Genomic DNA, 23515 nt, shown 5'->3' on the forward strand with positions numbered 1-23515 from the left:
TACGGCCGCCGGAGAGGGTCCCGATAAGCTTGCCGGCATGGCCTCTCCGCAGTCCGCGTCCGGCGGCGCCGAGCCGCATGCCACCCGTCAGCACAGTGTCAGTGAGCACAGCATCACCGCGCCACTCTGGCCCGCCCCGGTGGCCGCCGGGCCGGTCCGCGCGACGGTGCGCCTGCCCGGTTCGAAGTCGGTGACCAACCGCGCGCTGGTGCTCGCCGCGCTGGCCGACGCCCCCGGCACCGTACGGCTCGCGCTGCGCAGCCGCGACGCCGACCTCATGGCGGCGGCGCTGCGCGCGCTCGGCGCCGAGATGGCGCCGTCCAACGAGAGCGCCGACAGCGTGGACTGGTCCGTCACCCCCCGTCCCGTACGCGGCGGGGTGTCGATCGACGCCGGGCTGGCCGGGACCGTGATGCGGTTCGTGCCCCCGGTCGCCGCGCTCGCCGACGGCCCGGTCTTCTTCGACGGCGACCCGCACGCGCGCAAGCGCCCGATGGGCCCGATCCTCGGCGCGCTCCGCGCGCTCGGCGCGTCGGTCGACAACGACGCGCTGCCGTTCACGATCCACGGGCCGATCACGGGCGGGGAGGTCGTCCTCGACGCGTCCGTCTCCTCCCAGATGGTCTCGGGCCTGCTGCTGGCCGGCGCGCGCTTCGAGAAGGGCGTTACCGTGCGGCACGACGGCCCGCCCGTCCCCTCGATGCCGCACATCGAGATGACGGTGCAGATGCTGCGCCGGGCCGGGGTCGAGGTGGACGACACCGAGACCGACGTGTGGCGGGTGCAGGCCGGGCCGGTCCGGGCCCAGGACGTCACGGTCGAGCCCGACCTGTCCAACGCCGCGCCGTTCCTCGCGGCCGCCCTGGTCACCGGCGGCTCCGTCATCGTGCCGGACTGGCCGGAGGAGACGACGCAGGGCGGCGACGCGCTGCGCGGGCTGCTCGCCGAGATGGGCGCGCGGGTCGAGCGGGTGCCGGAGGGCCTGCGGGTGACGGGCACCGGGTCCCTGCGCGGCCTCGACGCCGACCTGCGGGACGTCAGCGAGCTCACGCCCACGATCGCCGCGCTCGCCGCGCTGGCCGAGGGCCCCTCCCGCATCAGGGGCGTCGCGCACATCCGGGGCCACGAGACCGACCGGATCGCCGCGCTCGCGACGGAGATCAACCGGCTGGGCGGCGACGCCCGGGAGACCGACGACGGCCTGGAGATCCGTCCCCGGCCGCTGACCGGCGGCGTCTTCCACTCCTACGCCGACCACCGCATGGCCACGGCTGGCGCCGTCATCGGCCTGGTCGTGCCGGGCGTCGAGGTCGAGGACATCGCGACGACCGCCAAGACGCTGCCCGAGTTCCCGCGCATGTGGGCCGCGATGCTGGGCAGCGAGGGGCGTTGATTGTGACACCGCCGACGGCACTGGGACGATCGGGGCGCGGGAACTGAGCAGACGACGCTACGACGAGGACGACGTCAGGATCAGGCCGGGCAAGGGCTCGCGGCCCCGGACGCGGATCCGGCCTGCCCACAGCGAGGCGGTCGAGGGCTTCGTGGTGGCCGTCGACCGCGGGCGTTACACCTGCCTGGTCGGCGAGGGCGTGCCCGGCGCCGGGACGTCCGGACGGCGGAAGGGCGAGCGGACGCTCGTCGTCGCGATGAAGGCGCGCGAGCTCGGCCGCAAGGGCATCGTCGTGGGCGACCGCGTCGCGCTGGTGGGCGACGTGACCGGGCAGCCCGACACGCTGGCGCGCGTCGTCCGTGTCGAGGAGCGGACGTCGATGCTGCGCCGGAGCGCCGACGACACCGACGACATCGAGCGGCCCATCGTCGCCAACGCCGACCAGCTGGTGATCGTCACCGCGCTCGCCGATCCTCCGCCGCGGCCCCGGATGATCGACCGGATGCTCGTCGCGGCCTTCGACGCCGATATCGAGCCGCTGCTGTGCCTCACCAAGTCGGATCTCGCCCCCGCCGCCGGTCTCGTGGCGTCGTACGAGCCCCTAGGCGTGCCGTACGTCGTGGTCCGCAGGGGCGGCGCGCTCGACGACCTGGCCGAGGCGCTCGCGGACCGGATCAGCGTGCTGGTCGGCCACTCGGGCGTCGGCAAGTCGACCCTGGTCAACGCGTTGGTGCCGCACGCCCGCCGGGCGGTGTCCCACGTGAACGCGGTCACCGGCCGGGGCAGGCACACCTCCACCTCGGCGGTCGCGCTGGAACTGCCCGAGGGCGGCTGGATCATCGACACGCCGGGGGTGCGCAGCTTCGGGCTCGCCCACGTCTCGGTGGAGACCGTGCTCGCGGCGTTCCCCGATCTCGTGGACGCCACGACGGGCTGCCCCAAGGGCTGCACCCATCTCGGGGACGACTGCGCGCTCGTGGGCTACGTCGCCGAGGGGCACGCCGACCCCGTACGCCTGGAGTCCCTGCGGCGGCTGCTCGCCAGCCGCGAGGGCGCCCCTGACGAGGACAAAGCCGAGGACCGGGACGAGGCTTGACCGGGGCCTGAACGGGGCCTGAGACGGTCACCCCGCGAGCAGGTGCGACGCGCCGCCTGGGACGGCGATCGTGACGGCGAGCGCTCCGAGCATCCCGCCCGTGACGAGCCGCTGTGCCCGCAGCCACCCCGGCCGGGGTGCCAGGAAGCCCGCGACGCCGCCGGCGGCCAGCACGATCGAGGAGTTCACCGTGGCGGCCACCGCGATCTGGAGACCGCCGAGAACGACGCCCTGGAGCAGCACGTCTCCCCGGCTCACGTCGACGAACTGCGGAATGACGGACACATACAGCACGGCGATTTTCGGATTGAGGAGATTCGTCATCAGGCCCATGGTGAAAAGCCGCCGCGGCGAATCGGGCGGCACGTCCCGTACGGCGAACACCGAGACGCCGCCGGGCCGGACGGCCTGCCAGGCGAGCCACAGCAGGTAGGCCGCCCCGGCCAGCCGGATCACGGCGAGGACCTGCGGGAACGCCGCGAGCAGCACCGCCAGCCCGAGGTTCGCGGCGGCCAGGTAGACGAGGAAGCCCGCGACGACCCCGCTCAGGGAGATCAGGCCCGCCCGGCGCCCCTGGCCGATGCTGCGCGACACGAGATACATCATGTTCGGGCCCGGGGAGAGCACCATTCCGAGCGCCACGGACACCACGCCCAGCACCGCGTTCCGTTCCACCATCGATGCCGCCTTCTTCGTCGGGAAATTCGCTGATGCCGGTCCGGAAGGCTTTTTCAGGCTATTCCACGCGCTTCATCGAGTGCAATGTTTATATTGCTCTCGGAGCAATTGAGAAGAGGGCATCGTGGACGACTACCGGAAGTTGGCCGACGAGGTGGCCGCCGACATCGCGGCCGGGCGGCTGAGGCCGGGCGACCGGCTGCCGCCGCAGCGGGACTTCGCCCGGCGGCGCGGCATCGCCGGGTCCACGGCGGCGCGGGTCTACGCCGAGCTGACCCGGCGCGGCCTGACCGTCGGAGAGGTGGGCCGGGGCACCTTCGTCCGCGCCTCCGCCCGGCGCGCCGGGACGGTCCTGGCCGAGCCCGGCGCCACCCGGATCGACCTGGAGCTCAACCATCCCCTCCTCCCCGAGCAGGCCGTTCTGCTGGGAGACGGCATCCGGCGGCTGCTGCGCCCCGACCTGCTGGAGGCGTCCCTGCGGCCGGTGGGCGCGGCGGGCACCGCCGACGCCCGCGAGGTCGTCGCGGACCTGCTCGCCCACGCGGGCCGGCGGCCGGACCCCGCGCGGGTGCTGTTCGCCGGCAACGCGCGCCAGGCGATCGCGGCCGCCGTCGCCACACTGGTCCCTCCCGGCGCGCGGCTGGGGGTCGAGGAGCTCACCTATCCCGTCCTGAAGACCATGGCGACCCGGCTCGGGGTCACCCTCGTGCCCCTGGCGACCGACGAGGCGGGCCTCGTCCCCGGCGCCGTCGAGGCCGCCGCGCGCCGGGCTCCGCTGAAGGCGGTCTACGTCCAGCCGACGCTGCACAACCCCTTGTCGGTCACCATGCCGGTCGAGCGCCGCGCCGAACTCGCGGACGTGCTCGCGCGGCTGGACCTGCCCGCGGTCGAGGACGGCGTCTGGTCGTTCCTCCGGCCCGAACTACCCCCGCTCGCCGCCTTGGCGCCCGATCGCGTGATCGGCGTCGACAGCCTCTCCAAGCGGGTGGCGCCCGGCCTGACCGTCGGGTTCGCCGTCGTACCCGAGGCCGTCGTCCCCGCCGTGACCGCCGCGCTGCACTCGGGAGGCTGGGCGCCGTCGCGGTTCGCGCTGGACGCGGCGGTCCGGCTCGCCGCGGACGGTGTCCTGGACGCGCTGGGCCGCGGCAAGCGGCGGGACGCCGAGGCGCGGCAGGAGATCGCGGCGCGTCGTCTCGGCGGGTTCGCGGTGCGCGCCGACCCGAGGTCGTACTACTGCTGGTGGGAGCTGCCGCCCCCGTGGCGGGCCGACACATTCGTGGCCGCCGCGGCGCGGCACGGCATCGGCGTCACCCCGGCGGCGGCGTTCGCCGTGGGCGACTACCGCGCGCCGAACGCCGTCCGCCTGGGCCTCGCCTCCCCTCCGGCGGAGACGCTGGACGCCGCCCTGGCCACCCTCGCCCGGCTCGCCAGGTCCTCCCCCGATGAGGTCCTCGCGGACTGAACACCGGCTGAACGCGGACCGGCTCAGGTGGCCCGGTTAAGGCGGAGGGTCCAGGAGACGGTCATCTCGGTGACGACGACGCCCTCGGCGTTCCGGATCTCGACGCCGACCTCGAACTCGGGCCGTTCGCCCGCGTCCAGGCGCGCGACGACCTCCTCCTGCGCGGCCCGCAGGGTGGCGGCGGCGGTGACCTCGCCCGTGGCGAGCTTCAGGTAGCGGATCGCCGCCCCGGTCGCGAGGGGCACAGCCCGGGTGAGCTGGTCGCCGAACGCCGACAGCATCGCCGCGCCCGAGGCCGTCTCGGCGAGCGTGAACAGGGCGCCGGCGTGCGGGCCGCCGACGTGGTTGCGCAGGTCCGCCCGGTCGGCCATGCGGGCGACCGCCGTACCGGGGCCGACCGAGTCGAACGTGATGCCGAGCAGCCGGGCGAAGGGGACGCTGTCGAGGAGGAAGGCGGCGATGTCCATGACCGAGATGTTACCGACTGGTACGGCCCGAGCGACTGGTACGGCCCGCGTGATCCGTCCGCCGATGCGAACGATGAGGGCGCGATACCTTGGAGCCTGTGACGGAGTATCGCGACGACCTGAACCTCGCGCATCTGATGGCCGACGCCGCCGACGACATCACGATGCGCCGTTTCAAGGCCGTCGACCTGCGGGTCGACACCAAACCCGACCTCACCCCGGTCAGCGACGCCGACCGGGCGGTGGAGGAGGCGATCCGGGGCACCCTCCGCCGCGCCCGCCCCCGCGACGCCGTCGTGGGCGAGGAGTTCGGCACGACCGGGTACGGCATGCGCTCGTGGGTGATCGACCCGATCGACGGGACGAAGAACTACGTCCGCGGGGTGCCCGTGTGGGCCACGCTGATCGCCCTGATGGAGCACGGCAGGGTCGTCGCGGGCGTGGTCTCGGCTCCCGCGCTCGGCCGCCGCTGGTGGGCCGCCAAGGGGGGCGGCGCGTGGACCGGCCGCAGCCTGAGCAAGGCGTCCCGCTGCGAGGTCTCGTCGGTGGGCCGGCTCGACGACGCCTCGTTCTCCTTCTCCGACCTGGAGGAATGGGAGAAGGCCGGGCGGCTCGAACCGTTCCTCGACCTCACCCGGGAGTGCTGGCGCAGCCGCGGCTACGGCGACTTCTGGTCGCACATGATGGTCGCCGAGGGCGCGGTGGACGTCTCCGCCGAGCCCGAGCTGTCGCCGTGGGACATGGCGGCCCTCACGATCATCGTGGAGGAGGCCGGCGGCTCCTGCACCTCGCTCGACGGCGCCTCCCCGCTCGACGGCGGCAACCTCGTCTGCACCAACGGCCTGCTGCACGACGAGGTGCTCAAGCGCCTGTCCCCCCGCTGAACGGCCCCCGCTGACCGGGCTCAGGGACCGGCGTACGGCAGGAACGACAGCCGGACGTGATCGTCGTACGGCACGAGGAGCGTGCCGCCGCCCCGCCAGACGAGGGGCCACCGTGATCCGGTCGGCCATTCGGCGGGGATCAGGAACAGGCGGCCGCCGGACTCGGTGAGCAGGCGCAGGTGACGGTACCGGTAGGCGAACCGGCGGCCCTTACCCGCGGGGAGCTTCGACTCCGTGACGCCGGCGAACTGCGGTCCCAGGTTGAGCGGCTCGGTGGTGTCGAGCACGACCTCGGGCCGGCGGTCGAGGCCGGCGACGAAGTCGGCCGCGCGGCTCCTGCCGTACGCGATCGCGTAGCCGGCACTGGCCCAGAACAGGCTCGCGACCGCCAGCGAGACGACGGCCACGGCCGCGGCACGTTCGAACAGCCGCTGCCGATGGACGCGGCGCCACGTGACCAGCCAGCGGCCGTAGGCGCCGAGCAGAATCCCGGCGCCGAGGCAGAGCGCGCTGGTCCCGGGCGTCTCGCGGGCGGCGACGTCGGGGGCGAGCGTCCCCGCCACACCCCTGCCGACCAGGAGGACGCCCACCACGAGCAACGCCCATCCGGTCACCGTGAGCGCGGGCGACCGCACGGCGGGATCGTCGATCGACGCGCGCCGGCGGCGCCGTACGAGGCGGTTGACCTCGACGTGGCCCCACAGGGCCAGGAGCGCGACGAGGAACAGCGCGGTGAGGGGGAACCACAGCGCCTCCGAGCCGTACAGCAGTACCGCCTGCGTCGACAGGTCGAGCATGTCGAGATCCAGGCCGAACAGCGCGAAGCGGCGGCGGCTCGACACGTAACCGAAGTAGAAGAGCAGGCCGACTGCGATGCTCGGCGGCAGCGCGCCGATGCCCACGGCCTGCGCGAACGCGGCGAACCTGCGTTCGAGCGGGCTCGGCTGCGGGGCCTCCTCCTCCCTCTCCCCGGTCATGCCTCACCCCTGTGCCGGCTCGTCAGTGGGAGCCTGATCAGTGGGCGCCGGCTCGGTAGGCTCGCCGGTGAGGGTCGGCGTGGTGGACGCGAGTTGGCCGGGCTGCCCCGACGGCGGGGGGCAGGGGATGGTGTGGATGCCGGGGAAGCCTACGGCCGGATTGGGACAGTAGTAGTACGTGAAGGTGTATTTCCAGGTCACGACGGCCGGATGGGCGGGCGAGGGGGACGCGGAGATGCCGTCGCAGACGGGGGCCTCGTGGTCGACGCACGTCCGCTCCAGCGTCAGGACGAGCCGGGCCCTCGAGTCGGCGTCTCCTTCTCCGTCGAGACCGAACCGGCACACGGAACCCCCCGGTGTGAGCACCGTCCCCTCGCAGGAAGCGGCCGGGCCGTCGAACGTACAGGGATAACCTGAGGGAACGGCGACCATCTCCCCCGGGCCGTCCTGCGCCAGGCGCACCCGCACGACCCGCACCTCGCCGGGGACGGGGCTGGACAGCGTCACGCAGACGCTGCCGCCGCCCCCCGTACCCTGGGGGCCGCTGAAGTCGCCGTCGAGCGTCGGGCCCGACGTGAGGGTGAAGTGCCCGGTTTTGCGCCCGTTTCCCCCGCCGCCTCCGGACCCCGTCCCGCCCTTCAGCCCTTTGCCGCCGCCGGCCGCCGCGCCGGTCGAGGCACCGGTGGTCGCGGCCGGGGCCGCTCCTTCGTCCTCCTGCGGATCACAGGCGGCCAGCGCGATCACGACGAGCGCCACCGGCAGGATCCAGGTCCACCGGTGTCGCGGGCTCGCCTCGGCCCGTGCCTGAACGGCTCTGCGAATCGCTGTCCTGCGGCGTCTCATGGGGCGACGGTAAGAACGGCCCGCGGGCCCGCCAAGAGTAGCCCCCTACTCACAGAGAGGATGTATCAGGTGCCCGCCCCGGAGCTCATGAGGACATGAACGATCCACGAGACCCATGGCGGTTCTGCGGCCGGGCGGAGGAGCTCGAGACGGTGCGCGCCGCCGTACGCGGTGTCAGGCGCGGCATCGTCGTCGCCGGCGAGGCGGGCGCGGGGAGGAGCCGCCTGGCCGCGGAGGCCGTCGCGGGTCTGGCGCACGTCTGGGTGACGGGCACCCGCGGGAGCGCGTCGCTCCCTTTCGGCGCGTTCGCCCATCTGCTGCCGGGCTCGGCCGCCGACTCGCTCAGCCGGGCCGTGCGGGCGCTGCGCTGGGTGCGGGTGCTCGTGATCGACGACGCCCACCTGCTCGACGACGCGTCCGCGGCCCTCGTCCACCACCTCGCCGCGCACGGGGACGCGCATCTGCTCGTCACGGTCCGTGCGGACGAACCGGTGCCCGAGGCTGTGGCGGAGTTATGGCGGCGGCACGTGCTGCCCCGTCTCGACCTCACGCCCCTCTCCGTGCACCGGACGGGCGAGCTCCTCGCCCGCGTGCTCGGCGCCCACGTCGAAGAGCTCACCGTACGGCGGTTCCACCGGGTCTGCGGCGGTGATCTGCGGCTGCTGCGCGAGCTGGTCGCCGCCACCCGTGAGGCGTCCGCCCTGGACCGGGTGCACGGCGTGTGGCGCTGGCGGGGCGAGGTGCCGGTCACGGCGACCCTGCGCGATCTGGTGTCGGCGGAGATCGGGGAGGTCGACGACGCGGAACGGGAGGCCCTGGAGCTCGTCGCCTTCGCCGAACCGCTGGTGGCCGGGGCCGCCGCCGCTCCCGTGCTGGAGCGGCTGGAGGCCAGGGGCCTCGTCGTCATCGACGACGACTTACGGGTGCGGCTGGTCCACCCCCTGTTCGGCGCCCTTCTGCGCGCCGGTGCCGGCCGCCTGCGGGCGCGGCGGCTCGCCGGTGCGGCCCGGCCGCCGCAGGATGTGGCGTGGGCCCTTTCGGCGCAGGTCGCGGAGTTGACGGCACGCGCCTACGCGGGGGATCTCACCGGGCTCACCCCCGGTGCGGGCGAGCGCCTCGCCGAGGACGACGCGGGCTGGGAGCAGCCCGGGATGGCGGACTTCTGCGCCCGCAGGGCGTGGCTCGCCCGGCTGCGGGGGGAGGTCCGGGAGGCGGTGGCCTGGAGCGGCGAGGGGACGCGGCGCGTCCCCGGGCACCACGCCTGCTCCGCCGAGCTCGCCCGGGCGGCCGCCCACATCGGTGACCTGCGCACCGCCGAGGAGGCGCTGGGCCGGTGCGGGGACGACGCGTCCGCCCGCGCGTGGGTCCTGGCCGCGCGGGGCGACCTGGACGGGGCGCTGCGGTGCGCGCTCGCGGCGGCGGGGAGCGCGGGACACGACGGTGCGGACGACCTGTTCGCGCTGCACGACGTGGCCCGGCTCGGCGCACCCGAACTGGTGACGAGGCGGCTTGACGGCCTGGCTGAGACGATGAGGGGCGACCTCGCCGCCGTGCTCGCCGAGCACGCGGCGGCGCTGGCCGCGCGGGACGGGGCGGCGCTCGACAAGACGGCGCGCAGACTCGCCGACCTCGGCCTGCTGCTGCACGCGGCCGAGGCCGCCGGGCACGCCGCGAACGCCCACCGGAACGGTCGCGCCGCCGCGGCGTCCCTGGCGCACGCGTCGGCCCTGGCCCAGGCCTGCCAGGGCGCCCGCACCCCGGTGCTGCTCGGCCTCGCCACCCCTCGGCTCACCCCGCGGCAGCGGCAGATCACCGCGCTCGCCGCGGCCGGCCTGACCAACAGGGAGATCGCCCAGCGGCTCGGCCTGTCGATCCGCACCGTCGGCAACCAGTTGTGCCGCGCCTACCAGAGGCTCGGCAGCAGCGACAGGGGCTCTCTGGGACGACTGATCGGCCTGGCGTAGGAACGTTCCCGTCAGGCCGCGCCGATCGCCGTGAAGGACCACGCGGTCGCCTGGTGGAGTGGATCGTCCGGGATCTCCCGCCTGGCGTCGCGCAGAGCCTCCGCGGTGGAACGCCCGGCGCTCAGCCCGGCGTGGAGCGCCAGCATCAGGGGGATCACGGCCTCGTCGTGCACCGGGACGAGACCCGCGACGATGCCGGCCGTTCCCAGTGGGAGCAGCGCGGCGGCGAGGCCGAGCAACTCGTCGGCGCCCACGGGCTGCAGGCCGCCGGAGTCGCAGCTCGGCAGGATGATCTGATGGGGTGCCCGGCCCAGCCGCTCGAACTCGTACACGGTCAGCGGGCCGTCGGCCATGCGAAGGCTGGAGAACATCGGGCTGTCGGCTCTGAAGATCCCATGCGCGGCGATGTGCGCGAGCCGGGCGCCGTCGATCGCCTTGAGGACGGCCGACGCCGTCGCGCCACCGTCCTCCAGGACGGCGGCGCCGCCGTACAGCCGGGCGAGCGGCGGCACCTCTCCCCCGCCGCTGCCCAGGCCGGGGCCCCGGACGAGCACGATTCCCGACGCCGAGTCGCCGGTGGGCGGAGGGACGAGATCGACCGCCCGCAGCCAGGCGCGGGCGGACGGCGACACGCTCACGACGCGGTCGCGCAGCGCGGGGAGCACGGCCCACGGCACGCCGTGCAGGCGGCCCGGCGGGACGATCACGACCGGCCCTTCCCCGAGACGCCGGGCGGCCGGCCCGAAGAGCATGTCCTGGAGGCGCCGCCCGGCCTCCTCGACCAGCGCGAGCCGCTGGGGCGCTCCCTCGTAGGCCAGCCGTCGCAGCCCCGCGCGCAGATGCTCCACCTCGGCCGCCGCGTCGGCGATCCGCCCCGCGGCGTATCCGCGGACCCGCCCTTCGCCGCACAGCAGCACGTGCAGGTCACCGTCGATCTCCGCGATCTCGGCCAGCACGGTGCCGCCGAGCCTGCCGAGCAGCGCCCCGGCGTCGAAGCGGTCACCACCCGGCTCCCCCCGGGCGCGCATGGTCAGTGTCCGGCCGCGGATCTCCCGCTCCAGCCGGGCCCGTTCCCGATCGAGCGAGGCGACGGGGGCGCCTGCGGAGCGTGCCGCGTCGGCCCGGCTCGCGATCTCACGGAAGGCCGTGACATCGCGCAGCAACTCCCGGTCGCCGGGCGAGCGCGCGGGCGGCACCGCCAGGGCGGTCGCCCGCCAGCGCTCGCTCCACGCGAGGAGCCGCCGCGCGTCCCCGGACCGGCGGCTGACCCGCTGCGCGAGCGCCGCCAGCTCCGCCCCCCGGGCCGTGGCGCGGGCCCGCAGCTCGGACGCGCCAAGCGTCAGCCTGTGCTCGTCGATCACGTCGAGCCCCCGGCGGCACGCGTCGAGCACGCCCCGGGGCCGCCCCTCGGACTCGGCCCGCAACGCGTGGGCGAGCCAGCCGTCGGCCCGCGCGAAAGCCGGTCCCCTGAACCGCCCGCGCGCGGCTCGCGTCAGGTGGGGCGCCGCCTCCCCGGCCCGGCCCAGTGCGAGGGCGGCCCGGCCGGCCAGCAGAAAGGCCTGGACGTCCTCGGGTGAGCCCAGCCGGGACAACGTCGTGGCGAGGGCCGCGGCGTCCCGGGCCAGGCTCGGGGAGATCCGCCCCGAGGCGAAGCGGGCCTGGCACAGTGTCAGCCGGGCGTGCGTCTCCCACCACTCCCGCTTCTGAGCCGCGAACAGCCGGATCGCCGGCCGTACCCGCGCGATGGCCGTCTCGGGGTCGCCCGCCGCGAGCGCCGCGCCCGCGGCGGTGAACAGGAGCTGCGCCCGCCTCGTCGGCTGCCCGCCGGTCCGGTCCAGCAGGTCGATCGAGGCGTCCGCGCGCTCGAGCGCCTCACGCGGCAAGCCCGCCGCCATGAGCGCGGCGCAGCGTTCCATCTCCATGACGAAGGCGGGCGTGCCCAAGGCCAGGTAACGTCTGGCCGCCTCGTCGAAGTGGCCGAGGGCGGCCGGGAGGTCTCCCGACCGGAAGGCGGCGCGACCGCGGTTCTCCAGCGCCACGACCTTGTCGTGCTCCTGGTCCGTGGTCGCCCACAGCCGCTCGGCGACGCGGAAGTCCTGGTCCGCGCGCTCCACGGAACCGAGCGCGAGCAGCAGGGTGGCGCGGAGGGTGAGCGCCCGGGCCGTCCAGATCGTGTCGTCCGCCCTGCGCAGCTCCGGGAGCGCCCGCCGCAGGTCGTCGAGGGCCTCGTGGTGCCGTCCGAGGATCCACAGCGCCCCCGCGCGCAGGAAGAGGATCTTGGCTGCGGACATGCCCGTCGACCGCGCGCGGGCCTGCTCAAGCGCCGCCAGGCCCGGCCGCGTACGGCCGGAGTGGACGAGGGCGATGCCCAGAGTCGCCAGGACGTCGGCCTCGCGGGCGGCCGAGCCCGTCCTCCGGGCCAGCGCGCGGGCCCGCCGCAGATGCCCGAGGGCGGCCGTGAGGTCGCCGAAGTCCCGTTCGAACAGGCCGAGGACGTGGTGGGCCACCGACGCCTCGAACGGCCCGGGCCGGCCGGCGAGCAGGGCACGCGCGCCCGCGAGGGCCTTACGCGGCCGGGAGAAGACCAGGGGCAGCAGGTCGAGCGAATCTCGGGGGTCCCCTGCCACGGAAGGGATGCTAGACGCGGGCCCGCCGGTTCGTCCACACTGCTGCCCATCGGGGCCCTCCTCCTGCCGGCGGTTCCGCCAGGGCTCTCGCCGGCCGGTGTATCAGCGCTGGACGACGCCGCTCCTCATAGGGGATCCAGGCGACCACAGGAAGGGAACCGTCATGGACACGGCACCGGCACAACCCTCCCCGGACGCCCTCCACCGCCGGTTCTGGCGACAGTTCGGGCTGGTCCTGGCGGAACTTCCGGCCGGGATGTGGCTGGAGGTGGCCGAGGCGTCCGCCACACGCGACCCCGGCGGTCCCGTCGCCCGGTGCCACGTGGTCCAGGCTCCGGAGGATCGCGGGTATCGCGAGGCGCTCGCCTCGGGGCTCACGACGCTCGCGCCTCCGCCCCTCGACGCCTTCGAGCCCGGCTACGTCTACGAGAAGGACGTGCTCATCTGCCACGACGAGGAGGGCCGCGACATGCTGCGGCGCCTGGTGCCCGGGGTGGAGGAGGACGTCGCGCGGAGCCGCGAGCCGTCCGCGCGGACCGTCATGCGGCTCACCGCGGAGCCCGGGACCGGCGGGTCGCGCGTGCTGGACGCGCTGCGCAGCCTTCCAGAAGGCGCGCCGGTGGCCCCCAACTACCTCGTCTCCATCTGCAACGTGAACCTCTGCCCGGCCGACGAGCCCCGCATACCGCGCAGCGCGCGTCCCGTCCCAGCGGTGAGCACCGACGCCTACGCCGGGCTGGGCACGTCGGTCGTCGTGATCGACACCGGCCTGGTGGTGGACTGGGACCGGGAGGACCACCTCGAGGCGTACCCCTGGTTGCGGGACCGCTCCGGGCAGGTGGACGGCAGGCTGGAGGGGCGGGTCGCGGGCGAGCTCAGGGGCCGGCCGGACGACGGCGTCATCCACGAGTACGTCGGGCACGGCACGTTCGTCACCGGGGTGGTGCGATGCGTCGCGCCCGAAGCCAGGGTGCGGACCTACAACAGGCTCCAGTGGGCGGGGACCATGGACGCGGCGGAGTTCGGGCACCGTCTGCTCGACGCCCTCGCCGACTACGAGGACCGCAACGGCGCCTGGCCCGACGTCATCAGCCTCTCCGCGGGCGTGCGTCCCCTGCCCGGCGAGTCCCTCGGCAGCCTCGACGAGTTCATGGAGGAGTTGCACAGGCGCGAGAGGACGGTGCTGGTGGCGGCGGCCGGGAACGACGCGAGCACCGCCCCCTTCTACCCTGCCGCCTACGCCCGGCACGACCCGAGCGTGATCGCCGTCGGAGCGCTCGACGCCACGCAGAGCCGCCGGGCGGTGTACAGCGACCACGGCCCCTGGGTGAGCGTCTACGCCCGCGGCTCCTTCCTGGTGAACGCCTTCGCGTTCGGCTCCTACACCCCCCTGCACCCCGACGACGAGATCTTCGAGGAGAAGCCGGAGGACGAGGACGGCTACGACGGCCCCGGTGACGGGCTCTTCCACGGCCTGGCCCGGTGGAGCGGCACGTCGTTCGCCACGCCGCTCGTCTCCGGGCTGATCGCCGCCCGGATGTCGGCCGCCGGGGAGTCGAGCGGGGAGGCCGCCCGATGGCTGCTCGACCGGGCCGACGCCCAGGCCGTCCGGGGCCGGGACGGAAGGCCGCTGCCGCGGCTGTTCGTGGACCAGGAAGTCCGGTAGCACCGCGCCGGGGATCCTGCGTACCATGCTCACCCCGGATGTGAGGACGGGTCTCGTGGACAGCGACTCAACGGAACATCTCTTCCGGGCCGCGGCCGACGGCGACGGCGCGGCCTGGGAGGCGCTCGTCAGGCGCCTCGGCCCGCTCGTGTGGTCGGTCATCCGGTCCTACCGGCTCATCGACGCCGACGCCCACGAGGTCTTCCAGACCTGCTGGTTCCGTCTCGCCGACAACCTCGGGAGGATCAAGGAGCCGGACCGGGTCGGCTCGTGGCTGGCCACCACCGCCAGGCACGAGTGCCTCAAGGTCATCCGGGGCTCCCGACGGGTCATCCCGACGAGCGACCTGGACGTGCTGTCCCCCGGCGCCGACGACCGGTCGCCGGAACGGGCCGTCCTGGAGGCCGAGGAGGCCGACGGCCAGGAGGCGCTGCTGCGGAGGGTCTGGGAGGCGTACGAGCGGCTGTCGGAGAACTGCCGGCGCCTGCTGCGGGTGCTCATGGCCTCGCCCCCGCCGTCGTACGCCGAGGTGGCGGCCGGCCTCGGCATCGCGATCGGGAGCATCGGACCGACCCGGGGCCGCTGCCTGGCGCATCTGCGGAAGATGCTCGCCGGATGAGCCGCCGGATTCGAGGAGGCGCGGTGTGAACGAGGACGCGGAGCTGGAAGGGCGGCTGCGCGAGCTGGAAGGACGGCTGCGCCGGGCCGCCGAGCTCATCGACCCGGTGCCGGAGAGCCTCCTGCGTGTCGCGAGGGGGGCCTACGCCTTCCGCGCGGTCGACGCCGAGCTCGCCGATCTGACCTTCGACTCCCTGGCCGGACCTGCCCCGGTGCGCGGCGGTGCGCAGCCCCGGCTGCTGACCTTCGACGGCCCCGGGATGTCGATCGACCTGGAGATCACCCCGTCCGGCGCGGGCGGGCGTGTCGTCGGCCAGGTGATGCCCGCACGGCAGGCGACGGTGGAGGTGCGAGGGGCCTCGCCCCGCACCGTGACCACCGACGGCCTCGGCCGCTTCACCATCGGCGATGTGCCGTCCGGGCCGTTCAGCGTACGCTGCCGGGCCGGCGACACCGCGTTCACGACCGAGTGGGTCACCGTCTGACCTCCGGCGGCGACACGGCGTCGCCCTCCCCCGCGACTCCTGAAGCGGGAGAGGGCGGCCCTCGGCGGCGTACGGCTCAGACGGTGATCGGGGCCTCCCACAGCGCCTTCCAGGTCTTCGCGTCGACGATGCCGGTCGGTTCGATCCCCTGACTCCTTTGGAAGTCCATGACCGCCGACCTGGTGCCGGGGCCGAAGTCGGCGTCGATCCCGGACGGCCCGAGGCCGAACCGGCGCCGTCGCAGTTTCTCCTGCGCCCGCCGGACGTTCGCGCCCTTCTGGCCGAGCTGGACGACGCCGGGAAACGCGGGGGCGTCCCCCAGCTCGGCGAGAACGGAGATGAGCGAGACGTCCGGCTCTGACGGCAGTCCGTCGTAGGCCGGGCGGCCGTACCCGGCGACGAAGGCGCTCGTCCGGCGGCGCCTGACACAGGAATCGCCGATGTTGCCCTCGATCGTCTGGATGTCGTCGGGCGAGAAGACCTTCTCCACCGTGGCGACGTGGTCGATGAACTTGAGCTCCTTTTCGCCGTGCCAGTCGAAGAAGACGATGTCGCCCGGCCGGATGCCCGCGGCGCCGCGGCGCCAGCGCCCGTTGTCCCGGAACCAGGCGGCGTGGGCGGTGGTCAGGCTGAAGTCGCCCACGAGACGCAGCATGGCCGGCCCGCCCGCCGCGAGCGCGCACTGCGCCACGAACATGTCGCACCACGGCCCCCGGTCGAACGCCGCCTCGGGCCGCAGGTTCTTCCGCTTGCGGAAGGTCACCCCGAACACCGTCTCGCCACTGGGCGGCTCGTGGTAGCCGAGATACCTGCTCATCTCACGGAGCAGCTCGCCGGCCTTGGGCACCTCGCGTCACCTCCTCGTCGATCGCGTCGTAGTCGGGCTCCTCGAAGATCTGGGGCGGGTCGCCCGGCACGGGCCCGGGCTCCGGCCTGGGCTCGACGGGCGGGAGAGTGTCACCGGTCATACCTTCATGGCACCGCGCGGACGCCCGTCCGGACATGAGTAGGCCCCTACTCCGATTCGCGGCGATTTTCCTGTTCGCGCTGGTATTCCGGGCGAGATCCCGACACTCGTACGGAGGCTCCGGCCCTCCGGGTCCAGGCCGAGCGTGACGAGACCGGTGCGCCACGCCCCGTGCCCGCCGCGCCTGACACCATGCCGTTCACCAGGTCGGAGAGCATCGCGGGCTCGGCGGGGAAGAGCGTGCGCGCCGACGCGAACAATGCGCGCGCGGGCACCGTATGGCAACGTTCGTCCGCAGACGAGGGTGCGCGCGGGGAGCCGGGCGCCGCATGAGTAGGACCGTACTCAAATCGCCGTGCTCAACTGGCCGTGCTCAACTGGCCGTGCTCACATCGTGGGGCTCACATCGCTGTGCTCCGGTCACTGTGCTCCCGTCACAGGGCGAGCACGTCGCCCGCGGCGGTGAGCAGGCTGCCGCGGTAGGCCTCGCCGAACAGGCAGACGTGGACGGCCAGCGGGTGAAGCTGGTGCAGCGGCACTCGCTCGCGCCACCCGGCGGCGAGTGGCGCCGCCTCGCGGTAGGCGCCGAGGATCGTGTCGAGGCGCGGCGCGCCGAACAACGCGAGCATCGCCAGGTCGGTCTCGCGGTGGCCGCCGTGGGCGGCCGGGTCCACCAGCACGGCCCCGCCGCCGCGGGACCACAGCAGGTTTCCGCTCCACAGGTCGCCGTGGATCCGGCTGGGCGGCTCCGGCGGCCCGGTCACCTCCGCCACCCGGTCGCACGCCTCCTCCACGAGGCTCACGTCCCGGGCCGGGAGCACACCCCGGTCCCGCGCGAGCCGTACGAACGGCAGGACCCGGCGGGAGACGTAGAACGACGGCCAGTCCGGCGCGGGGTCGTTGTCCATCGGCAACTCGGCGATGTAGCCGGGCCAGGGCGCGCCGAAGGCGCCGGCCCCGGCCGCGTGCAGGGCGGTGAGGTCCCGCCCGAACCGCTCGGCCGCCGCCGCGGTCGCCGGCGCGGTGTCGATCCACTCCAGCACCAGCGTCCCGCCCTCGGCGGCGAGCACCTCGGGCACGGCCACGGCCCGCGGCTCGGCGAGCCACCGCAGGCCGGCCGCCTCGCTCTCCAGGACCCTGGCCGCGTCACCAGAGCCCTTCTTGACGAACACGCGGCGGCCGTCGTCGAGCAGGCCCTCGTGCAGGGTCCACGCGTGGCCGTCGCCCAGATCCCTAATGATCCTCAAGGTACTTCGCCACCCCCTCGCAGGCGGCCTCGACCATGCGCAGCACGTCGGTGAAGCCCTGCCGCCCCCCGTAGTAGGGGTCGGGCACCTCGGCGCCCTCGGGGGCCGCCGGGTCGAACGAGCGCAGCATCCGCACGTCGGCGTCCGGCGGCGCGAGCCGCCGTACGGCACGGAGGTTGTCGCGGTCCATCACGAGGATCAGGTCGCGCTCGGCGAACCACGCCGGGTCGAACTGGCGGGCCCGGTGCGCCGAGCCGTCGTACCCGTGGTCGGCCAGCGTGGCCAGCGCCCGCTCGTCCATCGGCTCCCCGGCGTGCCAGCCGCCGGTGCCGGCGCTGTCCACCTCGACGTCGTCGAGCCCGCGTTCGGCGAGCGTACGGCGCAGCACCACCTCGGCCATCGGGGAGCGGCAGATGTTGCCCATGCAGACCAGACATACACGCTTCATGAACTCAAGTCTCTCCCATAACGCCCGTGACCTGCTCGTTATCTCCCGGAGGCCGCACAAGAGCGACCGGGGGCGTTCACTACGCGTTCACCTTTACCAAGGTTTTAAGTCACCTCGGCTCCCTACCGTCCCTGGTGTTGAGAAGACAAGGGGAGGAACAACCGTGAAGTATGCAGGCCGGCTCGCAGCCGCCACCCTCGCCGGCGTGCTCTCGCTCGCCGCATGCGGGACCGATGACAACTCGGGCGACGCGGGAGCCACCGCGGGCGCCGCCGCTCCCGCCCAGGGCGACGACAGCCTGAAGGGCACCATCAACGCCGCCGGTTCCTCGGCCCAGGCGAACGCCATCGCGGAGTGGAAGAAGAACTTCCAGTCGTCGAACCCCGGCGTCAGCATCAACTACAACCCGAGCGGCTCGGGCGCCGGTGTCCAGGCGTTCATCCAGGGCACGGTGGCCTTCGCCGGCTCCGACTCCGCGCTCAAGGACGACAAGGGCGAGCCCGCCCAGGCCGACGCCCGCTGCAAGACCGGCAAGGCGATCAACCTGCCGATGGTGACCGGCCCGGTGGCCGTCGTCTACAACCTGCCGGGTGTGGACGGCCTGCAGCTTTCGCCGAAGACCGTCGGCGGCATCTTCAACAGCAAGATCACCAAGTGGGACGACCCGGCCATCAAGGCCGACAACCCCGACGCGAAGCTGCCCTCGACCGCCATCCAGGCGTTCCACCGCTCGGACGAGTCCGGCACCAGCGACAACTTCACCAAGTTCCTCAAGGCCACCGCCGAGTGGCCGTACGAGCCGGCGAAGGCGTGGCCGGCCGAGGCTCAGGGTCAGGGCGCGAAGGGCTCGGACGGCATCGCCTCCAGCATCAAGAGCACCGAGGGCGCGATCAGCTACGTCGAGCTGTCCTTCGCGGAGAACTCGCAGCTGCAGAAGGCCAAGGTGGCCAACGGCTCGGGCGAGTTCGTCGAGCTCACCCCGGAGAACGCGGCCAAGACCGTCGAGGCCGCCCAGGTCGAGGGCACCGGCAACGACCTCAAGCTGAAGATCGACTACGCCACCAAGGCCTCGGGCGCCTACCCGATCGTCCTGGTGACCTACGAGATCACCTGCGAGAAGGGCCTGTCGGCCGACGACGCGAAGCTGGTCAAGTCGTTCCTGGGCTACACCTCCAGCGACGAGGGCCAGCAGGCGCTGACCAGCCTCGGCTACGCCCCGCTGCCGTCGAGCCTGCTGACCAAGGTCCGCACCGCCGTCGAGGCCATCTCCTAACCACATGGCCACACCAACCAGAACCACGGAGAGCGGACCGGCCCTGCGCCGGTCCGCCTTCCGGCGCAGCCGCGGCGACGGCCCGTTCCGCTTCGCCTCGACCGGCGCCGGCGTCGTCCTGCTGGCGATCATGGCCGCGATCGGGTTGTTCCTGGTCGTCAAGGCCGTCCCCGCCCTCCAGGCGAACACCTCCCACTTCCTGACCGAGCTGACCTGGCAGCCGAACGCGACCAAGCCGGTCTTCGGCATCGGTGCGCTGGCGTTCGGCACCGTGCTCAGCTCGCTGCTCGCGCTGCTGATCGCCACCCCGGTGGCCGTGGGCGTCGCGCTCTTCATCTCCCACTACGCGCCCCGGCGGCTCGCCTCGGCGCTGGGCTACGTCGTGGACCTCCTCGCGGCGGTCCCGAGCGTGGTGTACGGGCTGTGGGGCGTCACCTTCCTCGTCCCGTTCATGCTCGGGCCGTCGACGTTCCTCAACGACTACTTCGGCTGGATCCCGCTGTTCAGCGGAGAGTCGATCGTGGGCAAGAGCATGCTCACCGCGTCGCTCGTGCTCGCCATCATGATCCTGCCGATCATCGCCGCGATCTCCCGTGAGGTCTTCCTGCAGGCCCCCAAGATGCAGGAGGAGGCGGCGCTGGCGCTCGGCGCGACGCGCTGGGAGATGATCCGGACGGCGGTCCTGCCGTTCGGCCGGCCCGGCGTGATCAGCGCCGCGATGCTCGGCCTCGGCCGGGCCATGGGCGAGACCATCGCCGTCGCGCTCATCTTCCCGGCGACCTTCAAGATCTCGTTCCAGATCCTCGGCCCGTACGGCAACAGCATCGCCGCCAACATCGCCAACGGATTCGGCGAGGCGACCGAGGTCGGCCGCGGCGCGCTGATCGCCTCGGGTCTCGTCCTGTTCCTCATCACCCTGCTGGTGAACATGGCCGCCCGCTTCATCATCGCCCGCCGCAAGGAGTACGCGAGGGCCGCAGCGTGACCGTACAGACCGGAATCCAGCCCATCTCCGCGACGCGGCGAGCGAAGGACCGCCTGGTCCAGGTGCTCGTCTACTTGGCGTTCGCGCTCGCGGTCATCCCGCTCGTGTCGGTGCTGTGGCTCGTCGTCAAGAACGGCATCGGCCGGTTCGACATGGAGTTCTTCACCCACTCGATGCGCAACATCGGGGCGAGGGACGCCGGCGGCGGCGCCTACCACGCGATCATCGGCACGCTCGAACAGGTGCTGCTCGCCTCGCTCATCGCGGTGCCGATCGGCCTGCTCACCGCGGTCTACCTCGTCGAGTACGGCGAGGGCGGCCGGTTGTCGAGGATCATCAGCTTCTTCGTGGACGTCATGACCGGCGTCCCTTCCGTGGTTTCCGGCCTCTTCGTCCTGGCCTTCTGGATCCTGGTGCTCGGCATGTCGTTCTCGGGCTTCGCCGGCGCGCTCGCGCTGTCGATCCTGATGATGCCGGTGGTGGTCCGGGCCACCGAGGAGATGCTCCGCCTCGTCCCGCGCGAACTGCGCGAGGCGTCGTACGCGCTGGGCGTGCCCAAGTGGCGCACGATCGTCAAGGTGGTGCTGCCCACGGCGCTCCCCGGCATCGTGACCGGCGTCATGCTGGCCGTCGCCCGGGTCGCCGGTGAGACGGCGCCGCTGCTCCTCACCGTCTTCGTCACGGACTCCATCAACAACGACCCGTTCAACGGCCCCCAGATGGGTCTGCCGTTGTACGTCTTCAACCAGACGATCCTGCCGACGGACGTCGCCGTCGCCCGCGCCTGGACCGGGGCGCTGACCCTGATTCTGATCGTCATGCTGCTCAACCTGGTCGCGCGCCTCATCACCTGGTGGCGTTCGCCCGCGAGGAGGAGGTAAGGAATGGCCAAGCAGATCGAGGTCGCCGGCCTCGACGCCTACTACGGCTCGCACAAGGCCATCGAGGGCATCTCGATGACCATCGATCCGCGTTCGGTGACCGCGTTCATCGGCCCTTCCGGCTGCGGCAAGTCGACCTTCCTACGCACGCTCAACCGCATGCACGAGGTCATCCCCGGGGCCCGGGTCGAGGGCAAGGTCCGCCTGGAGGACCAGGACCTGTACGGCCCGGAGGTCGACCCGGTGTCGGTCCGCCGGACCATCGGCATGGTGTTCCAGCGGCCGAACCCCTTCCCCACGATGTCGATCTACGACAACGTGGCGGCGGGTCTGCGGCTCAACGGCCGGGTGTCCCGCTCGCAGCTGGACGGCATCGTCGAGGACTCCCTCAAGGGCGCCAACCTGTGGAACGAGGTCAAGGACCGGCTCGCCCGGCCCGGCGCCGGCCTGTCCGGCGGCCAGCAGCAGCGCCTGTGCATCGCCCGCGCGATCGCCGTACGGCCGCAGGTGCTGCTCATGGACGAGCCGTGCTCGGCCCTCGACCCCATCTCGACGCTCGCGATCGAGGACCTGATCTCGAAGCTCAAGCAGGACTACACGATCGTGATCGTGACCCACAACATGCAGCAGGCCGCGCGGGTCAGCGACAGGACGGCGTTCTTCAACCTCGCCGCACAGGGACAGCCCGGCAAGCTCGTCGAGATGGACGAGACCTCGAAGATCTTCACCAACCCGGCAGAGAAGGCGACCGAGGACTACATCACCGGCCGCTTCGGCTGACGCGCACTTCCTGCCGACGAGCATAGGAGGGACCGGGTGACGGCACCCGCAGTGGAGGGGGACACTCGGACGGCGCCCATGCTCCTGGTGGCCGATCCGGACGCGGGTCTGGTGCGACAGCTCTCGGCCGCCATGCAGGCCGAGGGCGTCGACGTGACCGGCGTGCCGGACGGCGCCCAGGCACTGCTGCAGGCCGGGGCGCTCCGGCCGGACGCCGTGCTGATCTGCGCCTCCCTCCCGATCGTCGGGCCGGTGGACTTCGTGCGGGCCGTACGGCTCGCACGAACCGTGCCCGTCCTGCTCGGCATCGACCTCGGCAGCGATGCCGGGCAGGCGTTGCGGGCCCTGGAGGCCGGTGCGACGGCCTGCGTGGCCCGGCCGTACCGGGTGCCCGAACTGCTCCCCCTCGTCCAGGCCGCCTTCCGGCGCCAGGACAACCACCGGACCGTGCTGACGATCGGCGAGGTCGAGCTCGACGTCACGGCGTACCAGGTGAAGGTCGGCGGGCGCATCGTGCACCTGCCGCTGCGGGAGTTCGAGCTGCTGCACTACCTGATGCGCAACGCGGACAGGACCGTCACCCGCGAACAGATCATGCGCAACGTCTGGCACTCGACCGACGGCATGTCGACGAACACGATCGCCGTACACGTGAAGCGCCTGCGCGCCCGGCTCGGCGACGTGGAGGACACCATGATCCAGACGGTGCGCGGCGTCGGCTACCGGCTCGTCAGCGGCTGAGAGCCCGCCCGCCTTCTTGGCTCAGGAGAAGGTCCGGCCGAGGTGCGCCAGGCCGGCCTCCGCGTACGGCGCGATGCCCGTGCGCAGGCCGTACGCGACGTCCTCCAGCAGCGCGCACCGGGCGTAGAAGAGCATCCGTTCACGAGCGGCGTCGTCCAGCCCGGCCTGGTAGTGCTCCAGCGTCCGGGCGAGGACGGCGGGGCCGAGATCCCGGTAGACGAGCGCGAGGTCGTAGGCGGGATCGGCGACGGCGGCGTCCGTCCAGTCGATAACCCCCGTCACCGTGCTCGTCGCAGCGTCCACCAGCACATGCTCGCTGCCCAGGTCGTTGTGGCAGAACGTCAGCGTTTCGGGGTCCGCGGGCGCCTCGGCGGCGAGGAACACCTCGACCAGCGCGCGCTCCTCCGCGGGCAGACGGCCGGCGATCTCCGCGTAGTCACCCTCGGCCTCCTCCCTGAGGTCGCCCAACGGGTAGGCGTCGCGCGGCACCAGGTCCTCCACGCGCGGGACGGGCAGCATGTGCAGCGCGCTGAGGAAGGCGCCCAGAGGGGCCGCCAGACGGGCCGGCTCGGGCACGGGATGACGGTTGAGCGGCAGGCCCGGCAGCTTGGGATAGGCCAGCACCCCCGCCTCGGGAACGACGAGAACCGGCCGCGGAACCGGGAGCGGCGACACCTCGCTCATGACGGCGAGCAACGCCGCCTCACGGTCGACCGCCTCTCCACGCTCGCCGGGATCGCCGGCCTTGCTCTGGCGCACGACCAGCTCGCCGTTGACCTCGTACGCGGCGTTGTCCTGTCCCTCGCCCAGCCGGTCGATCACCCGGACCTCGTACCCGGGCAGATGGCGGGCCAGCAACCGGCGGATCTCCTCGAACACCGCAGCGCTCCAGTCCATTTGGGCACAAAAAAAAGGGGGGCCATCCCGACCGGGATGGCCCCCCTCAAAAAATTGTCCGGCGGCGTCCTACTCTCCCACACCGTCCCCGGTGCAGTACCATCGGCGCTGGCGGGCTTAACTTCCGGGTTCGGAA

General features: G+C 73.1%; 23 protein-coding genes and 1 rRNA gene. 13 read left to right on the forward strand and 11 right to left on the reverse strand.

Features of this window, described 5'->3' with window-relative positions:
• Window positions 1-37: 37 nt before the first annotated feature.
• Both aroA and rsgA read left to right on the forward strand, forming a co-directional pair.
• On the forward strand, window positions 38-1393 hold the full coding sequence (gene aroA / locus F5972_RS34915) for a 3-phosphoshikimate 1-carboxyvinyltransferase (protein WP_150940118.1): 1356 nt from the start codon (window positions 38-40) through the stop codon (window positions 1391-1393).
• A 43-nt stretch (window positions 1394-1436) separates the two neighbouring features.
• On the forward strand, window positions 1437-2489 hold the full coding sequence (gene rsgA, locus F5972_RS34920; protein ID WP_150940121.1) for a ribosome small subunit-dependent GTPase A: 1053 nt from the start codon (window positions 1437-1439) through the stop codon (window positions 2487-2489).
• Window positions 2490-2516: 27 nt separating this feature from the next.
• On the opposite strand, the gene F5972_RS34925 is transcribed toward rsgA, so the two are convergent.
• Window positions 2517-3167 carry a LysE family translocator gene (locus F5972_RS34925; protein ID WP_150940123.1) on the reverse strand — a complete coding sequence of 217 codons (651 nt, stop codon included), beginning with the start codon at window positions 3165-3167 and terminating at the stop codon, window positions 2517-2519.
• 124 nt (window positions 3168-3291) lie between these two features.
• Between F5972_RS34925 and F5972_RS34930 the strand changes: the two genes are divergently transcribed.
• On the forward strand, window positions 3292-4629 hold the full coding sequence (locus F5972_RS34930) for an aminotransferase-like domain-containing protein (RefSeq protein ID WP_150940125.1): 1338 nt from the start codon (window positions 3292-3294) through the stop codon (window positions 4627-4629).
• A 23-nt stretch (window positions 4630-4652) separates the two neighbouring features.
• Here F5972_RS34930 and F5972_RS34935 read toward each other — a convergent pair whose 3' ends face one another.
• Window positions 4653-5096: a DUF4442 domain-containing protein gene (locus F5972_RS34935; RefSeq protein ID WP_150940127.1), complete on the reverse strand. Its 444-nt coding sequence runs from the start codon at window positions 5094-5096 to the stop codon at window positions 4653-4655.
• A gap of 98 nt (window positions 5097-5194) precedes the next feature.
• On the opposite strand from F5972_RS34935, the gene hisN reads away from it, so the two are divergent.
• The gene (gene hisN / locus F5972_RS34940; protein ID WP_150940129.1) at window positions 5195-5980 is read left to right on the forward strand and encodes a histidinol-phosphatase; all 786 of its coding nucleotides are present in this window, start codon (window positions 5195-5197) and stop codon (window positions 5978-5980) included.
• 20 nt (window positions 5981-6000) lie between these two features.
• Here the strand turns inward: hisN and F5972_RS34945 are convergent, their stop codons facing one another.
• On the reverse strand, window positions 6001-6957 hold the full coding sequence (locus F5972_RS34945) for a hypothetical protein (protein WP_150940131.1): 957 nt from the start codon (window positions 6955-6957) through the stop codon (window positions 6001-6003).
• 3 nt (window positions 6958-6960) lie between these two features.
• Complete coding sequence (locus F5972_RS34950; protein WP_150940134.1) at window positions 6961-7800, reverse strand: hypothetical protein; 840 nt, start codon at window positions 7798-7800, stop codon at window positions 6961-6963.
• A gap of 95 nt (window positions 7801-7895) precedes the next feature.
• Between F5972_RS34950 and F5972_RS34955 the strand changes: the two genes are divergently transcribed.
• Window positions 7896-9764: a helix-turn-helix transcriptional regulator gene (locus F5972_RS34955; protein WP_150940136.1), complete on the forward strand. Its 1869-nt coding sequence runs from the start codon at window positions 7896-7898 to the stop codon at window positions 9762-9764.
• 11 nt (window positions 9765-9775) lie between these two features.
• Here the strand turns inward: F5972_RS34955 and F5972_RS34960 are convergent, their stop codons facing one another.
• Window positions 9776-12391, reverse strand: coding sequence for a CHAT domain-containing protein (locus F5972_RS34960; protein ID WP_225312173.1), 2616 nt, complete (start codon window positions 12389-12391; stop codon window positions 9776-9778).
• Between the two features lie 163 nt (window positions 12392-12554).
• Here F5972_RS34960 and F5972_RS34965 point away from each other — a divergent pair, with 163 nt between their 5' ends.
• Genes F5972_RS34965 through F5972_RS34975 form a run of 3 tightly spaced genes read left to right on the forward strand, consistent with a single transcriptional unit; the run spans window position 12555 to window position 15160 of the window.
• Window positions 12555-14057, forward strand: a complete 1503-nt coding sequence (locus F5972_RS34965) for a S8/S53 family peptidase (protein ID WP_191910470.1) — start codon at window positions 12555-12557, stop codon at window positions 14055-14057.
• Window positions 14058-14112: 55 nt separating this feature from the next.
• Window positions 14113-14676: an RNA polymerase sigma factor gene (locus tag F5972_RS34970; protein WP_225312174.1), complete on the forward strand. Its 564-nt coding sequence runs from the start codon at window positions 14113-14115 to the stop codon at window positions 14674-14676.
• 25 nt (window positions 14677-14701) lie between these two features.
• Complete coding sequence (locus F5972_RS34975) at window positions 14702-15160, forward strand: carboxypeptidase-like regulatory domain-containing protein (protein ID WP_150940141.1); 459 nt, start codon at window positions 14702-14704, stop codon at window positions 15158-15160.
• Between the two features lie 76 nt (window positions 15161-15236).
• On the opposite strand, the gene F5972_RS34980 is transcribed toward F5972_RS34975, so the two are convergent.
• The 4 genes from F5972_RS34980 to F5972_RS34990 all read right to left on the reverse strand — a co-directional run bounded on the left by F5972_RS34980 (window position 15237) and on the right by F5972_RS34990 (window position 17822).
• Window positions 15237-16007 (reverse strand): peptidoglycan-binding protein, encoded by a 771-nt coding sequence (locus F5972_RS34980; protein ID WP_150940143.1) that lies wholly within the window; start codon window positions 16005-16007, stop codon window positions 15237-15239.
• A complete protein-coding gene (locus F5972_RS37670) occupies window positions 15979-16128 on the reverse strand; it encodes a hypothetical protein (protein ID WP_191910471.1) in 150 nt (49 codons plus the stop codon). The genes F5972_RS34980 and F5972_RS37670 overlap by 29 nt, the downstream gene beginning before the upstream one ends.
• A 433-nt stretch (window positions 16129-16561) precedes the next feature.
• Window positions 16562-17374 (reverse strand): fructosamine kinase family protein, encoded by an 813-nt coding sequence (locus F5972_RS34985; protein ID WP_150940145.1) that lies wholly within the window; start codon window positions 17372-17374, stop codon window positions 16562-16564.
• The gene (locus F5972_RS34990; RefSeq protein WP_150940147.1) at window positions 17361-17822 is read right to left on the reverse strand and encodes a low molecular weight protein-tyrosine-phosphatase; all 462 of its coding nucleotides are present in this window, start codon (window positions 17820-17822) and stop codon (window positions 17361-17363) included. The genes F5972_RS34985 and F5972_RS34990 overlap by 14 nt, the downstream gene beginning before the upstream one ends.
• A 163-nt stretch (window positions 17823-17985) precedes the next feature.
• On the opposite strand from F5972_RS34990, the gene pstS reads away from it, so the two are divergent.
• The 5 genes from pstS to F5972_RS35015 are packed head-to-tail and all read left to right on the forward strand — an operon-like array spanning window position 17986 to window position 22482.
• Entirely contained in the window at window positions 17986-19095 is a 1110-nt protein-coding gene (pstS, locus tag F5972_RS34995; RefSeq protein WP_150940149.1) for a phosphate ABC transporter substrate-binding protein PstS, read from the forward strand.
• A gap of 4 nt (window positions 19096-19099) precedes the next feature.
• On the forward strand, window positions 19100-20080 hold the full coding sequence (pstC, locus tag F5972_RS35000) for a phosphate ABC transporter permease subunit PstC (protein WP_150940151.1): 981 nt from the start codon (window positions 19100-19102) through the stop codon (window positions 20078-20080).
• Window positions 20077-20961 (forward strand): phosphate ABC transporter permease PstA, encoded by an 885-nt coding sequence (pstA, locus tag F5972_RS35005; RefSeq protein WP_150940153.1) that lies wholly within the window; start codon window positions 20077-20079, stop codon window positions 20959-20961. The genes pstC and pstA overlap by 4 nt, the downstream gene beginning before the upstream one ends.
• 3 nt (window positions 20962-20964) lie before the next feature.
• Window positions 20965-21741, forward strand: coding sequence for a phosphate ABC transporter ATP-binding protein PstB (pstB, locus tag F5972_RS35010; protein ID WP_150940154.1), 777 nt, complete (start codon window positions 20965-20967; stop codon window positions 21739-21741).
• A gap of 36 nt (window positions 21742-21777) precedes the next feature.
• Window positions 21778-22482, forward strand: a complete 705-nt coding sequence (locus F5972_RS35015) for a response regulator transcription factor (protein WP_225312175.1) — start codon at window positions 21778-21780, stop codon at window positions 22480-22482.
• Window positions 22483-22503: 21 nt separating this feature from the next.
• On the opposite strand, the gene F5972_RS35020 is transcribed toward F5972_RS35015, so the two are convergent.
• Both F5972_RS35020 and rrf read right to left on the reverse strand, forming a co-directional pair.
• Window positions 22504-23379: a phosphotransferase family protein gene (locus F5972_RS35020; protein ID WP_225312176.1), complete on the reverse strand. Its 876-nt coding sequence runs from the start codon at window positions 23377-23379 to the stop codon at window positions 22504-22506.
• 56 nt (window positions 23380-23435) lie between these two features.
• Window positions 23436-23515 (reverse strand): 5S ribosomal RNA (rrf, locus tag F5972_RS35025); the annotation flags it as partial.

This window comes from Microbispora cellulosiformans (genome assembly GCF_008728085.1).
In the GTDB taxonomy this organism is placed as follows: domain Bacteria; phylum Actinomycetota; class Actinomycetes; order Streptosporangiales; family Streptosporangiaceae; genus Microbispora; species Microbispora amethystogenes.

Excerpts from the sequence above, each read along its gene's own strand:
- F5972_RS35020 (WP_225312176.1), bottom strand. The coding sequence starts at position 23,379 with ATGGACTGGAGCGCTGCGGTGTTCGAGGAGATCCGCCGGTTGCTGGCC.
- F5972_RS34935 (WP_150940127.1), bottom strand. The coding sequence starts at position 5,096 with ATGGACATCGCCGCCTTCCTCCTCGACAGCGTCCCCTTCGCCCGGCTG.
- pstC (WP_150940151.1), top strand. The coding sequence starts at position 19,100 with ATGGCCACACCAACCAGAACCACGGAGAGCGGACCGGCCCTGCGCCGG.
- F5972_RS34955 (WP_150940136.1), top strand. The coding sequence starts at position 7,896 with ATGAACGATCCACGAGACCCATGGCGGTTCTGCGGCCGGGCGGAGGAG.
- F5972_RS34925 (WP_150940123.1), bottom strand. The coding sequence starts at position 3,167 with ATGGTGGAACGGAACGCGGTGCTGGGCGTGGTGTCCGTGGCGCTCGGA.
- F5972_RS34945 (WP_150940131.1), bottom strand. The coding sequence starts at position 6,957 with ATGACCGGGGAGAGGGAGGAGGAGGCCCCGCAGCCGAGCCCGCTCGAA.
- F5972_RS34965 (WP_191910470.1), top strand. The coding sequence starts at position 12,555 with ATGGACACGGCACCGGCACAACCCTCCCCGGACGCCCTCCACCGCCGG.
- F5972_RS34950 (WP_150940134.1), bottom strand. The coding sequence starts at position 7,800 with ATGAGACGCCGCAGGACAGCGATTCGCAGAGCCGTTCAGGCACGGGCC.
- aroA (WP_150940118.1), top strand. The coding sequence starts at position 38 with ATGGCCTCTCCGCAGTCCGCGTCCGGCGGCGCCGAGCCGCATGCCACC.
- F5972_RS34990 (WP_150940147.1), bottom strand. The coding sequence starts at position 17,822 with ATGAAGCGTGTATGTCTGGTCTGCATGGGCAACATCTGCCGCTCCCCG.
- F5972_RS37670 (WP_191910471.1), bottom strand. The coding sequence starts at position 16,128 with ATGACCGGTGACACTCTCCCGCCCGTCGAGCCCAGGCCGGAGCCCGGG.
- pstB (WP_150940154.1), top strand. The coding sequence starts at position 20,965 with ATGGCCAAGCAGATCGAGGTCGCCGGCCTCGACGCCTACTACGGCTCG.